The following is a 13,686-nucleotide window of genomic DNA, read 5'->3' as shown; positions in this document are numbered from 1 at the left end:
CGCTCATGGATCAACGATAACCCCATGGCCATGGACTGTCTCTTCGAATCTGACTTTCAATCTTTCTCTGTGCGGTTCGACCCGAGCGGGAAGCCATCGTAGAATGCGCGCCTTTCATGGGGCGATAGCCCTTAGTTGACGGCAGGACAGAGGAGATAGACCCATGAGCGATTATCAAGAGACCCTCTACGAAGGCTATGGCCAGCGTTTTCGCATGGACAAGCTGCTGCATGAGGTGCGCACCGAACACCAGCACCTGGTGATTTTCGAGAACCCGCGCATGGGCCGGGTGATGGCGCTGGACGGCGTGATCCAGACCACCGAAGCCGACGAATTCATCTACCATGAGATGCTCACCCACGTGCCGATCCTCGCCCACGGCGCGGCCAAACGGGTGCTGATCATAGGCGGTGGTGACGGCGGCATGTTGCGGGAAGTGAGCAAGCACCGCGGCGTCGAGCAGATCACCATGGTCGAGATCGACGGCACCGTGGTCGAGATGTGCAAAGAGTTTCTGCCAAACCACTCCCAGGGTGCCTATGACGACCCGCGGTTGAACCTGGTGATCGACGACGGCATGCGTTTCGTCGCGACCACCGAGGAGAAGTTCGACGTCATCATCTCCGACTCCACCGACCCGATCGGCCCGGGTGAAGTGCTGTTCTCCGAGAACTTCTACCAAGCCTGCCGCCGCTGCCTGAACGAGGGCGGCATCCTGGTCACCCAGAACGGTACGCCCTTTATGCAGCTCGGCGAGGTGCAGACTACCGCCGGCCGCATGGATAGCCTGTTCGCCGACTGGCACTTTTACATGGCGGCAGTGCCGACCTATATCGGCGGCGCCATGACCTTCGCCTGGGGCGCGACCAACGCCGAGCTGCGCAAGCTGCCGCTGGACACCCTGCGCCAGCGCTTCGCCGGCAGCGGTATCGTGACTCGTTATTACAATCCGGAAGTTCATTTTGGCGCCTTCGCCCTGCCGCAGTACGTGCTGCAAGCGGTGAACAAGCCGAGTAACGACTGAATCAAAACTGCGTCAGGAAAAGGGCCTTCGGGCCCTTTTTTGTGCCTGGCTGGAACTTGTATTTACAGGTCATAACGCTGGGCCAGGGCCTTTTCGACAGAATTTTCACATCCCATTTAGGAGACTCTCGCGGCTTTTTTCGTGGTTTGCTGCTAATGGGGGGATGTCGATGGAATTGCGCCCTAAGTTCCGGCGTTGGCTGATGCTCTTTGTCGCCACCGCGCTCGCTCCTGCTCTGGCTTATCCGGCATGGCGGCATTTGTACCCGGTGCTGGCCGCTCCTGGCTGGGACTATCGAGTCTTTCAGGATGACATCGAGCGGGTCAGCGCGCTGGTGAGTGATGCGCAAGGCGCGCTGTTCATCAGTCAGGAGTTTGCCGACGGCAAGGGCACTATCCTCCGTCGCAGCGCCGACGGCAGCCTTAAGGCAGTGTTGAACGGCCTGTCGAAACCCGATGGCCTGGCCCTGTACCGCGATGGCGTGGCGGTCAGCCAGGAAGGCGGGCGCTTGCCCGTGCTGCTGTTGCAGGGCGACCAGGCCGAGCCGCTGTTCAGTGCCGATAACGTCGAAGGCGTCGCCAGCGATGGACACTACCTCTATGCCATCGAGGACAAGAAGCTCGGCCGCCTGCTGCGTTACGACCCGTCAAACGGCGAGGTCGTGACCCTGCGTGATGGCCTGGATGAAGGCGAAGCCATCACCGCCTGCGCCGATGGCCGGCTGTTCTTCACCGAGAAGAACAAAGGCTGGATCAAGCAGTGGCAGGCCACCGGCGGGGACAAGCTGGTGCAGGCCAACCTCAACGAGCCGGGCTTTCTGTTGTGCAGCGCCGACGGTCTGTGGATCACCGAAGACGCCACCCATATGGCTCGGGTGCTGTTGCTCGACCCGGCGGGACAGTTGCAGGTTATTCTCCAGCACTTGCGCTCGACTCAAACCATCATCGCCTTGGAACCTGGCCGCTATTTGTTGGCCGAACAAGGGCGTAACCGCATTCTCGAAATTAAACGCCTACCGAACGGATCTTAATCAACATGGCTAACACGGACGCCCTGAGTAACCAGCATTCCTCATCGCGCTTACTCCGCCCCACGGTGAAGAGTCACCTCGCGTTCACGCTCTTGAGCGCCTTGGTCTTGCTGCTGATGTACTCGCTGCTGCGCGTGGCCCTGCTGGTCTACAACCGCGAGCTGATCGGCGTCACCCCCGCAGCGACTTTCGCCGAGGCGTTTTTCAACGGTCTGCGCTTCGACCTGCGGGTGGTGGTCTATGCCTGCGCGCCGTTGCTGCTGGCGTTGTTCAGCGTGCGTGCCATGGCCGCCCGTGGCCTGCATTGCATCTGGCTGACGGTGTTCGCCAGCATCACCCTGTTTCTCGGGCTGACCGAGTTGGATTTCTATCGCCAGTTTCACCAGCGCCTGAACAGCCTGGTGTTCCAGTATTTCCAGGAAGACCCGCAGACGGTACTCAGCATGCTCTGGCACGGCTTCCCGGTTGGCCGCTACTTGTTGGGCTGGGCGCTGGCGACCTGGCTGCTGGCTAATCTGTTCAAGGGCCTCGACTCCATCAGCCGGCCGCCAGCCACGGCGGTGCTGCCCTCCTCTGCCGCCAGCCATTCGGCGCCTTGGCACTGGCGTGGTATGGCGTTTGTGCTCTGTCTGGCACTGGCCGTTCTGGCGGCGCGCGGCACCGTGCGTCAGGGCCCGCCGCTGCGCTGGGGCGATGCCTACACCACCGATTCGATGTTCGCCAACCAACTCGGCCTGAACGGCACCCTGACCCTGGTCTCGGCGGCCCAGGCCAGCTTGTCATCGCACCGAGACAACGCCTGGAAGTCGACCATGGCGGATGCCGAAGCCCTGCAGGCTGTCCGTGCAATGCTGCTGACGCCCAACGACAAGCTGGTGGATGCCGACCAGGCCGCCATTCGCCGCGACTTCACGCCGCCGGCCGATGGCACGTTGCCGATCCGCAACGTGGTGGTGATCCTGATGGAGAGCTTCGCCGGCCACTACGTCGGCGCCCTAGGCAGCCCGGACAACATCACCCCGAACTTCGACAAACTGGCCAAGGAAGGCCTGCTGTTCGAGCGCTTCTTCTCCAATGGCACCCATACCCACCAGGGCATGTTTGCCACCATGGCCTGCTTCCCCAACCTGCCGAGCTTCGAGTACCTGATGCGCATGCCGGAAGGCGGCCACCAGTTCTCCGGCTTGCCGCAACTGCTCAGCGCCCGCGATTACGACAACCTGTATGTCTACAACGGCAACTTCCAGTGGGACAACCAGTCGGGATTCTTCAGCAACCAAGGCATGACCGACTTCATCGGTCGCGAAGACTTTGTCGACCCGGTGTTTATGGACCCGACCTGGGGCGTGTCCGACCAGGACATGTTCGACCGCGGTGCGGCTGAACTGGAGAAGAACTTTGGCGAAAAACCCTTCTATGCCTTGCTGCAAACCTTGTCCAATCACACGCCTTACGCCTTGCCGAAAGACCTGCCGGTAGAACGCGTCAGCGGCCACGGCTCGCTAGATGAGCATTTGACCGCCATGCGTTATTCCGACTGGGCCCTGGGCCAGTTCTTCGAGAAGGCGCGCAAGGCGCCGTATTTCAAGGACACCCTGTTCGTCATAGTCGGCGACCACGGCTTCGGCAGTAACGAACAGCTGACGGAGATGGACCTGTACCGCTTCAACGTGCCCTTGCTGCTGATCGCCCCGGGCATTCAGGAGAAATTTGGCACCACCCGCGACACCGTCGGCACCCAGATCGACATAGTGCCGACCATCATGGGCCGCCTCGGTGGTGAAGTGCGGCACCAGTGCTGGGGCCGCGACCTGCTCAACCTGCCGGAAGGCGATCAGGGTATTGGCGTGATCAAACCTTCTGGCGGCGAACAGACCGTTGCCATCCTCACGCCCAAGCGCATCCTGATCCAGCCCAAGGGCTTCGAGCCGCGCCTGTATGACTACCAGCTAGGGGCCGACTCCAAAGCCGAACGGGTGCCGGGCGATATCGATCCCGCATTGAAGAAGAAGCTCGAAGCCTTCCTGCAAACGGCGACCAAGAGCTTGCTGGACAACACGGCAGGGGTTGTGGACAGCAAACCGGATAGCCATTGATAACAGCTGCTTGAGCACTAGCAGGCCGTAAGGCCCCTTTCTAGTGTTTGCTCGATAAGGGTGAAAGTTGGTAGGGCGGGTGAGCCAGCGCCTGCTGGCTGGCGTGTTGCGCCGCAGCTTGTACCTGTTGTTCCGCGGCCTGGTACGCCCGCCCATGCCGATTGCCGGGCAGCGCGCGATTATCCGTGGCCTCACCGCCACGGGGGATTGAGCGCTCAAGCGGCACCTTGGCGGGCAGAGCCTGCGAGTGGCAGCGCCCGGCGCAGGACAGTGGCCGTGTGCTGCTGTACCTGCATGGCGGCGCCTACCTGATCGGCTCACCGGCGACCCATCGCAACATCACCAGCCATTTGGCCAAACGCTGCGGCATGGCGGTGTGTGCGCTGGATTACCGCTTGGCGCCTGAGCACCCCTATCCGGCAGCGTTGGAGGATGCGCTGGCGGCTTATCGCGAGTTGCTCGCGCAGGGCCATACGGCCGCGCAGATCGTGATCGGCGGCGACTCGGCGGGCGGCAATCTGAGCCTGATCACCGCGCTGCGTTTAAAACAGCTGGGGCTACCGCTGCCGGCCGCGCTGGTGTGCTTCTCGCCCTGGACGGATGCCAGCTGCAACCAGCTGCATAAGCCGCCAGCCGGCGATCCCTTGCTTCACCCGGCCTGGATGCAGCAGGCGGTCGGCTTGTATTGCCCGGCGGGCTTGGATCGGCGCGATCCGGGCCTGTCGCCGGTGTATGCCGACCTGACGGGACTGCCGCCGCTGCTGATTCAGGTGGGCGAGGATGAGTTGCTGTTGAACGACAGCCTGCGCCTCGCCGAGCAAGCCAAGGCCGCCGGGGTGACGGTCAAACTGGAGCGCTATGCGGGGTTGTGGCATGTGTTCCAGGCCCATGCCGGCATGCTCGCTGTGGCCGATCTGGCCTTGGCCCGGGTGGCGGGTTTTCTACAGAAGCAAGGACGCTGAGATGGACAATATTCTGATCACCGGTGCCGCTTCCGGCATCGGCGCCGCGACCGCGCGCCTGTTCCATGCGCGGGGTTGGAAGGTCGGCTTGCTCGATATCAACCATGTCGCGCTCGCCAGTTTGGCCGCCGAATTGGGTGGCGTCTGGCATGCCGAACTGGACGTCACCGACCCGGCTGCGGTGCAGGCCGTCTTGGCGGATTTCACCGCCCTGCATCACGGCCAGCTGCGCCTGTTGTTCAACTGCGCGGGCATCCTGCAATGCGGCAATTTCGAGCAGATCGACATCGCCGAGCACGCGCGGATCATGCAGATCAACGTGATCGGCTTGCTCAACATGACCCACGCGGCGTTTCCTTATCTGCAAGCCACGCCGAATGCCCAGGTGATCAATATGGGCTCGGCCTCCGGGCTGTATGGCGTGCCGCATCTGGCCAGTTACTCGGCCTCCAAGTTCGCCGTGCACGGGCTGACCGAGGCGCTGGAGCTGGAGTGGCGCCAGCATGACATTCGCGTCGGCGACCTGATGCCGCCCTTCGTGCGGACGCCGATGGTTTCCAGCCAAGGCTTCGAGGCGCCGGTGATGCGCCCCCCTGGGCGTCAAATTGACCGCACAAGACATCGCCGCGGCCGCTTGGCAACAGGCTCAGGGCGCGGCGCTGCATCGGCCGATCAGCTTGCAGTTCAAGCTGATGTACTGGGCGGGGCAAATCTCGCCGCAGTGGCTTAACCGATGGATCATGGGATGGCTGAGTCGCGAGTAAGGCATCAGCCTGCGTTGCTCTGGCGTCGGGCGAATGCCTTGTCGACGGCTCGGGTGCCGCCGGTCGCCGCGATTGTCACAAGTTGTCTCTCGGGCCAGCAGAGCCGGCCCGAAAGCACTACCCTGCAAAAGACGGTTCTGGGTTATTTGCTCTTAGTGGCCCGCCGTCGACCAGGCTTCAGTTTTAGGTCTGGCTTATGCCACATCAAGCAGTTACACGCTTGATCCTCGGGCGGCACGGCTACTAGCGTGTCGCGACGCCAGCGCCGTTGGGTTGGCAGCAGCAATGGGAAAGCGGTCTATCCATCCATCGCTTGAGAGGGGGTCGCATCATGGGCACAGCCTTCCACAATGATGTCAGCAGCAATGTTCTGCGCCGCATGAAAGAGGGCGGCTTTGATTTCGCACGTATTCATCCAATCGAGTTCTACGCCATTTTCCCGGACGAGGAGCGGGCCCGGATGGCGGCTAAAAATTTTCGCACTGAGTCGTTAAACGCCCAGGTAACCGCGCGCGATGACGGGGCCTGGCACCTACTGATCAGCAAAGTGATGTATGCCACCTACGACGGCATTGGCGACTTCGAGCAGGACTTGGAGTTAGTGGTCGCACCGCTCGGAGGGGTGCTCGATGGCTGGGGGGTGACCCAGGAGATCAAGGGGCTGCGCGTTTAGTGCAGCCTCGGCCAGAACGCACCGGCTGACCGCAAGGTCGGTCGGTGTTGCCAAATACCCCGCTAAATCAGACATTTCCTTTACTCGACCACGGCACGGCGTTTGCGTCAGACTGAGAAAAAGAGGTAGTTCAGTCATGACCGATATCCTGATTCTCACCCATGCTGATTTTTGTCCCGCCGGTCATCTGGCCCGTGTGCTGGATACGCAGCAGCTCGACTTCTGCGTGCTACGCGCCGATTTGGGCGAGTTGCAGGGCTATGACCTCGACCGGCCCAAGGCGGTAGCCATCATGGGTGGGCCGATGAGCGTCAATGATCCCTTGCCCTGGATTGGGGCAGAAATTGCCGCGTTGCGGCATTTTGTTCGGCGCGATATTCCCCTGATCGGTCACTGTCTGGGTGGCCAGCTGCTGGCCAAGGCGTTGGGCGCCCCAATTCATCGTATGCCTTACAGCGAGATTGGTTGGCAGCTGCTCTGTCAGTCGAGTCAAGCGGCAGGCAACCCCTGGCTGGCACACCTGCCGGAGGAGTTCCCGGTGTATCAGTGGCACGGCGATACCTTTGACCTGCCCGAAGGCGCGCAGCGTCTGTTATCCAGCCCTTGGTGCCCCAACCAGGCGTTTGCCTGGGGCGATAAGGTGCTGGCGCTGCAAGGCCATCCGGAAATGACCGAAGATTTGGTGCGCCTGTGGCTGACCGACTGGGCTCATCTGCTCGACGAAACGCAACCGAGCCAGCAGCCTCGAACGCAGATGCTCGACGACTTGCCGGCTAAGGTGGCGGCGCTTAATCAGGTGGCCGAAGGGTTTTATCGGCATTGGTTGAAGCTGGCGTTTGCTTGAGTCTGGGCCGCCGCGACCCACGCGAAAGGTCGGCGATCGCGCTGGGCTCGGGCCAATGGTGCTGCAGCTTTCCGTAGGAGCGGGCCATGCCCGCGAAAGCCCCTCAAGCATCGCGGGCATGGCCCGCTCCTACGGGTTTTCGATTTTCCAATGCGCGCCCGACATAGCCCGGCCGATTATGCGCAGTTCGCGCACCCTGATGAAATCGAGCCCGCCTAAGCTAGAGCAACCATAGACGGGCCGCTGCGCCATGGGGCGTGGCGAACCGAGGCGGGTACTGCGCTGCGCGGTAGTGGTGCGTCGAATTTTTGCTCTGCCTGTAACCTTTTGATCTGTATGGAATAAGTCTGCTGGCTCGGGCTTTGCAGTGCTCTAGTACGTCCGGGTGACAAGGAGTACGGCATGAACCGCACCTTTTATGACGAGATGTACCAGGCGAACGGCGACTGCCGCCCGCACTATCGGGAGTTCGCCCGCTGGCTGGCGGACACCCCGGCTGAGCTGCTGGCCCAGCGCCGCCGGGAGGCCGACCTGCTGTTCCATCGCGCAGGCATCACCTTCACCCTCTACGGTGACGACCAGGGCACCGAGCGACTGATCCCCTTCGACATCATTCCGCGCAGTATTCCGGCCAGCGAGTGGCGCGTGGTCGAGCGCGGCTGCATCCAGCGGGTGCAGGCGCTGAATATGTTCCTCGCCGACCTCTACCATAACCAGCGCATCATCAAGGCCGGGATCATTCCCGCGGAGCAGGTGCTGGCCAACGAGGGCTACCAGTTGGCGATGCAGGGCCTCGATCTGCACCGCGATCTGTATGCGCATATCGCCGGCGTCGACCTGGTGCGCGACGGCGACGGCAGCTACTACGTGCTGGAGGACAACCTGCGCACGCCGAGCGGCGTCAGCTACATGCTCGAGGACCGCAAGATGATGATGCGCCTGTTCCCCGAGCTGTTCGCCGCCCAGCGCATCGCGCCTATCGACCACTACCCGAACCTGCTGCTCGACACCCTGAAGACCTCCAGCCCGCTGGATAATCCCAACGTGGTGGTGCTCACGCCAGGGCGCTTCAACAGTGCCTATTTCGAGCATGCCTTCCTCGCCCGTGAGATGGGGGTGGAACTGGTCGAGGGGGCCGACCTGTTCGTCCGCGACGACAAGCTCTATATGCGCACCACCGCCGGCGCCAAACAGGTGGATGTGATCTACCGGCGGCTCGACGACGCCTTCCTCGACCCGCTGGCCTTCAACCCGGATTCCATGCTCGGCGTGCCGGGGCTGCTCTCGACCTATCGCTCCGGCAACCTGGTGCTGGCCAACGCCATCGGTACCGGCGTGGCGGACGACAAGTCGATCTACCCCTACGTCGGCGACATGATCCGTTTCTATCTGGACGAGGAACCGATTCTCAAGAACGTGCCGACCTGGCAGTGTCGCAAGCCCGCAGAACTGTCCCATGTGCTGGCTAACCTGCCGGAGCTGGTGGTCAAGGAAACCCAGGGCTCCGGCGGCTACGGCATGCTGGTCGGGCCGGCGGCGAGCAAGGCGGAACTCGAAGCCTTCCGCGCGCGGCTGATCGCCAAGCCGGAGGCCTATATCGCCCAGCCGACCCTGTGTCTGTCGACCTGCCCGACCTTTGTCGAGAACGGCATAGCGCCGCGGCATATCGATTTGCGGCCGTTCGTCCTGTCCGGCCGGGAAACCCGCCTGGTGCCGGGCGGCCTGACCCGCGTGGCGCTGCGCGAAGGTTCGCTGGTGGTCAACTCGTCGCAGGGCGGCGGCACCAAGGACACCTGGGTCGTCGAGGATTAAGGAATCGCATCATGCTCAGTAGAACTGCCTCTGACCTGTACTGGATGTCGCGTTACCTGGAGCGTGCCGAGAACCTCGCGCGGATGCTCGAGGTCAGCTATTCGCTGTCGCTGATGCCGCAGGACGGTCGCGGCGATGGCCTGGAAGAACTGGCCCTGCCGCTGCTGATCACCGGCACCCTGGACGAGTACCTGACTCGTCACGGCCCGCTGCATGCCGAGCGCATGCTGCATTTCTTCGCCCTGGATGCGCAGAACCCGGCGAGCCTCTACAACTGCCTGGGGGCGGCGCGCAGCAACGCCCATGCGGTGCGCGGGCGCATCACCGCGGACATGTGGGAGAACATCAACGCCACCTGGCTGGAGATTCGCGGCATCGCCGAGCAGGGGCTGGGGCGTTACGGCATCAGCCGCTTCTGCGAGTGGGTCAAGGAGCGTTCGCACCTGTTCCGTGGCGCCACCTTCGGCACCATCATGCGGGGTGACCCGTACCGCTTCATCCGCCTCGGCACCTTTATCGAACGGGCCGACAACACCCTGCGCCTGCTCGATGCGCGCTACGAAATGCTCGGCGAGGATATCGACGAAACCGATGGTCGCCCGGCGCGCAGCTACTACCAGTGGAGCGCACTGCTGCGCGCGCTGTCCTCGTTCGAGGCCTTCGCCGAGATTTACCGGGGCTCGCCGGGCACGCGCAAAGTGTCCGAGCTGTTACTGCTGCGTCCAGAGGTGCCGCGTTCGTTGCGCGCCTGTATGGATGAACTCAACCTGATGCTCGCCAGCTTGCCGGGCGAGAACGGTCGCCCGGCTCAGCGCCTGGCGGCGGAGCTAGAGGCGCGCCTGCGCTACACCAGCATCAACGAAGTCCTGGGTGAGGGCCTGCATGGCTGGCTCACCGATTTCATCCTGCTGGTGCGCCAGTTGGGCCAAGCCATTCACAGTTCCTACCTGGAGGTCGCATGAGACTGTCCATCAGCCACGACACCACCTACCACTACGAAGATCAGGTGCGCGCGAGCATCCAGTACCTGCGTATGACTCCCCACGATAGTGAACGCCAGCGGGTGCTCAACTGGCAGCTCAACCTGCCGCGCCCGGTGCGGGCCCAGCTCGACCCTTACGGCAATATCCTGCACGTGCTGACCCTGGACGAGCCCCATGAGTCCATCGTCATCGGTGCCCGCGGCCAGGTCGAGATCGATGAGCTGAGCGAGGCCGAGCACGAGCGCCAGTCGGCCTTGCCGTTTCTGCGCGTCACCCGTCTGACCGAGCCGGATCAGGCGCTGCGCGAGTTCGCCAAAGAGCAATGCAAGAACCGTCGTGACCGCACCGGGTTGATTGAGCTGATGCACGCCTTGAATGCGCACATCAGCTACCTGCCGGGCACTACGGCGGTCGAGACCAGCGCGGCCGAAGCCTTCGCCGGGCGTCAGGGGGTGTGTCAGGATCACGCCCACGCGTTTCTCGCCTGCACCCGCAGCCTGGGCATTCCGGCGCGCTATGTGTCCGGCTACCTGTACACCGACAGCAGCGCCCACCTGGCCAGCCACGCCTGGGCCGAAGCCTGGCTGGACGGCGGCTGGTACAGCTTCGATGTGACCAACTGCCTGGCCAAACCCGAGCGGCATTTGAAGCTGGCAGTCGGTCTGGATTACCTGGACGCATGCCCGGTGCGCGGCATGCGGCGCGGCGGCGGCAGCGAACAGATGCACGCGCATGTGGAAGTTTCCCCGCTGTTGCGCGTACAACAGCAGTAGCACTGCGCTAGCAGGATACTCAATAGCGCCCGGTGCAGCCTTTGCAGCTGCAGCGGGCACGCTGGTTCGTTACAGGTGAAGCATGACCTATTGCGTTGCCATGAACCTGGCCGGAGGGCTGGTGTTCGTTTCTGATTCACGCACCAATGCGGGGGTCGATCACATCGCGACCTTCCGCAAGCTGCATGTGTTCGGTGTGCCGGGTGAGCGTTTGATCGTGCTGCAAAGCGCCGGCAACCTGGCCACTTCGCAATCGGTGATCAGCCTGCTGCGCCACCGTCTGAACGGGGAGGGCGAGCATTTGCACTCTGTATCGAGCCTGTTCGCCGCAGCCACGCTGGTGGGCGATACCGTGCGTGAAGTGCTGACTCGTGACGGTGGGGCGGCCACCCTGACTCAGGGCGTAGACCTGGGCTGCTCCTTTCTGCTCGGCGGGCAGATCCGCGGCGAAGCGCCGGCGCTTTACAACCTCTATCCGCAGGGCAATTTCATCGCCTCCACCGAGGACACGCCGTACTTCCAGATCGGCGAAAGCAAATACGGCAAGCCGATCCTGGATCGCGCCCTCAGCCATCAGACGACCTTGCAGCAGGCGTTGCGTTGCGCGTTGATTTCCTTCGACTCGACCATCCGCAGCAACCTCTCGGTGGGGATGCCCCTGGACTTGCTGGTGTACCGAACCGACAGCCTGGAAGTGCCGACAGGCTTTCGAGTGCACGAGGGCGATGCCTACTTCGAAGAGATTCGCCAGCAATGGTGCCGTGGTCTGCGCGAGTTGCTCGGTCAATTGCCGGCGCCGCCGGGCGACTATTGGGGGTAGCCGCCGCGGGGTTCGGCCGAGCCGGAACCGCGGAGGTTGCACGGGGTATAGCTCGGCCGGTGTAGAGCGAGCAAACGGAGCAGGTTCACGCCTTAAGCAGCCCGCCTACCAGCGATCCAGCTTGCGCCCGGCCATATGGCGCAGATAGGCGAGCAACCGGGTCAACTCGCTATCGCTCAACAGCGCTTCGCTAAACCCTGGCATCTTGCCCTGCGGCCAGCGCCGTAGGCTCTGCGGGTCGCGGATGTAGGCGGTGAGAAAGTCAGTGGCGAAGTATTCGGTCGGGTTATGCGGAATATTCAGGTCCGGGCCGAACTGCGAGTCACCGGCAGTGTTCAGCCGATGACAGGCCAGGCAGTTCTTCTGGAACAGTGCAAAGCCCGATTGCACATCCGCGCTGGCCGTGGCAGCCGGTAACAATGCCGGGAAACGTTCCGCCACCGAAGCAAGTCGGCGGATCTTGGCGACCTGAAATGGCCACTGTTCCGGGCCGATCTTGGTGGCTTGCGGGTTGCTCCAGACCAGATAAAACGGCCCTGCGCTCGGTTTTCCCGCGGCCAGCGGCGGCCAGGGCTGGGCCGGGTCTTCCACGGCCAACCAGGCGCGGCTACCCGTCTTGCTTAGCAGCGGCGCGGCCGGCAGTTCGGCGGCAAAGCCATCCAGCGCCACCGCTTGCAGATGATCGCCCGGCTGCACACCCGCGAGCAGCGCCGCCAGCGGCACGGCGCGATAGGTCATGGCACGCTTGTAGCTGACGTCATCGGCGATCTCGATCTGCTGCGCCTGTGGATGGGCGAGCAGCTCGGCGCTGCTCCAGCTGCGGCTGCCTGCGGGCAGTTCCAAGGTCAGTTCGGCGGCGTGTAACGGGGTGATGGTCAGCAGCAGGGCGAGCAGCAGTGCGCGCATCTTTAATCCTTAAGTGCCAAAGCGGTTTTCAACTCTTGGTAACCACCGGCGTTGATCACATGCGTATAACCCAACGTGCTCAACTCATCCTGGGCGATGCTTGAGCGGCGGCCACTGCGGCAGTAAAGGACGATGGGGGTGTCTTTATCCGGGGCAAGCCCGGCGATCTGTGTGCCGATTTGTTCATAACTGATACGGCTGGCGCCGGGCAAGGCGCCTGCGGCAAATTCTTCGGCCGTGCGTACATCGATCAGAAGCGTTTTGGGCGTTGCCAGTGCCTGAACGGCAGCGCTCTGGTCGACCTCTGCGGCAGCGGCCGGCAAGCTGAAAAGCAGGGCACAACCTGCGAGTAGGGTGCGCATAGCCGTCTCCTTGGGGTAGGTCGATGGCACCCTAGCACAATGCCTGGGCCCAACGCCGGCAGCTAGCCTGGGAGTTCGCGCAGTACGGTGACGGTGAGGCTGGCGGCGTTGTTGGCGCTACTGGCAGCGGTGATGGCCGTCGCCGACCCCGGCACTGCGGGTGGCGGTGTTCAGCTATTTGCTTGCCCTGCGCGTAGACCGCCCGCCCGAGCAAGCCTGGTGGCTGCCAGCGCTGCGTTGACTGCCAAAGGCAGGGCGCAGTGACTGGAAAGGCTGACGGTCAGCTGATCAGACGCGTTAGGTTGGGAAGAATCAAAATCACCGCGGTGGCAAACACGATCAAGCTGGCTTGCCGGATTTTTGGCTGTTTAAACATGGCTTTCTGCCTTTTGTTCTTGTTGGTGTGGCGCCTGGTACCCGCTCCAAAGGCTTGTCGGGTTGCCGCGTCACGCCGAGGCGTGGACTCAAGAATCGTTCCGGCAAAACCCGGCAACGACACCTAGCCCTTTCAACTCTAGGGGCCGCATCACACTTCGCTTAGATGACTTGGCATCAAGCAGCTTGCTGCTAGTAGTACTCAGTTATGGCTGCCGGCGCACAATGCTCAGGTAACCCTTGCTCCAGACACATTTCTTTC

The 13,686-nt window shown here is 62.7% G+C and carries 11 protein-coding genes and 2 pseudogenes; 11 read left to right on the top strand and 2 right to left on the bottom strand.

Annotation, left to right across the window (positions count from 1 at the left end; genetic code table 11):
* The first annotated feature begins 163 nt into the window (after positions 1-163).
* The 11 genes and pseudogenes from speE (at position 164) to FFS13_RS03710 (ending at position 11,781) form a co-directional block, all read left to right on the top strand.
* Positions 164-1,024, top strand: coding sequence for a polyamine aminopropyltransferase (speE, locus tag FFS13_RS03760; RefSeq protein ID WP_137817779.1), 861 nt, complete (start codon positions 164-166; stop codon positions 1,022-1,024).
* Positions 1,025-1,193: 169 nt separating this feature from the next.
* Positions 1,194-2,054 (top strand): strictosidine synthase family protein, encoded by an 861-nt coding sequence (locus FFS13_RS03755; protein ID WP_256657806.1) that lies wholly within the window; start codon positions 1,194-1,196, stop codon positions 2,052-2,054.
* Positions 2,055-2,059: 5 nt separating this feature from the next.
* On the top strand, positions 2,060-4,150 hold the full coding sequence (locus FFS13_RS03750; protein WP_137817777.1) for an LTA synthase family protein: 2,091 nt from the start codon (positions 2,060-2,062) through the stop codon (positions 4,148-4,150).
* Between the two features lie 67 nt (positions 4,151-4,217).
* Positions 4,218-5,112, top strand: a pseudogene (locus FFS13_RS03745) (alpha/beta hydrolase).
* Between the two features lies 1 nt (position 5,113).
* Positions 5,114-5,876 (top strand): annotated as a pseudogene (locus FFS13_RS03740) (SDR family oxidoreductase).
* Positions 5,877-6,207: 331 nt separating this feature from the next.
* Entirely contained in the window at positions 6,208-6,549 is a 342-nt protein-coding gene (locus tag FFS13_RS03735; RefSeq protein WP_137817776.1) for a ribonuclease E inhibitor RraB, read from the top strand.
* A gap of 136 nt (positions 6,550-6,685) precedes the next feature.
* Positions 6,686-7,393 carry a type 1 glutamine amidotransferase gene (locus FFS13_RS03730; RefSeq protein ID WP_137817775.1) on the top strand — a complete coding sequence of 236 codons (708 nt, stop codon included), beginning with the start codon at positions 6,686-6,688 and terminating at the stop codon, positions 7,391-7,393.
* Positions 7,394-7,795: 402 nt separating this feature from the next.
* Positions 7,796-9,205: a circularly permuted type 2 ATP-grasp protein gene (locus FFS13_RS03725; protein WP_137817774.1), complete on the top strand. Its 1,410-nt coding sequence runs from the start codon at positions 7,796-7,798 to the stop codon at positions 9,203-9,205.
* A gap of 11 nt (positions 9,206-9,216) precedes the next feature.
* Positions 9,217-10,167 carry an alpha-E domain-containing protein gene (locus FFS13_RS03720; protein WP_137817773.1) on the top strand — a complete coding sequence of 317 codons (951 nt, stop codon included), beginning with the start codon at positions 9,217-9,219 and terminating at the stop codon, positions 10,165-10,167.
* On the top strand, positions 10,164-10,961 hold the full coding sequence (locus tag FFS13_RS03715) for a transglutaminase family protein (RefSeq protein WP_137817772.1): 798 nt from the start codon (positions 10,164-10,166) through the stop codon (positions 10,959-10,961). Before FFS13_RS03720 ends, FFS13_RS03715 begins: the two co-directional genes overlap by 4 nt.
* 82 nt (positions 10,962-11,043) lie before the next feature.
* Positions 11,044-11,781: a proteasome-type protease gene (locus FFS13_RS03710; RefSeq protein ID WP_137817771.1), complete on the top strand. Its 738-nt coding sequence runs from the start codon at positions 11,044-11,046 to the stop codon at positions 11,779-11,781.
* A 105-nt stretch (positions 11,782-11,886) separates the two neighbouring features.
* On the opposite strand, the gene FFS13_RS03705 is transcribed toward FFS13_RS03710, so the two are convergent.
* On the bottom strand, positions 11,887-12,687 hold the full coding sequence (locus FFS13_RS03705) for a cytochrome c (protein ID WP_137817770.1): 801 nt from the start codon (positions 12,685-12,687) through the stop codon (positions 11,887-11,889).
* A 2-nt stretch (positions 12,688-12,689) separates the two neighbouring features.
* Entirely contained in the window at positions 12,690-13,049 is a 360-nt protein-coding gene (locus FFS13_RS03700; RefSeq protein WP_137817769.1) for a rhodanese-like domain-containing protein, read from the bottom strand.
* Positions 13,050-13,686 lie beyond the last annotated feature (637 nt).

Source organism: Pseudomonas sp. 2FG (assembly GCF_005502935.1).
Taxonomy (GTDB): domain Bacteria; phylum Pseudomonadota; class Gammaproteobacteria; order Pseudomonadales; family Pseudomonadaceae; genus Aquipseudomonas.
Note: the sequence above shows the minus strand (reverse complement) of the source record. Positions and strands in the feature narration are given on the sequence as shown.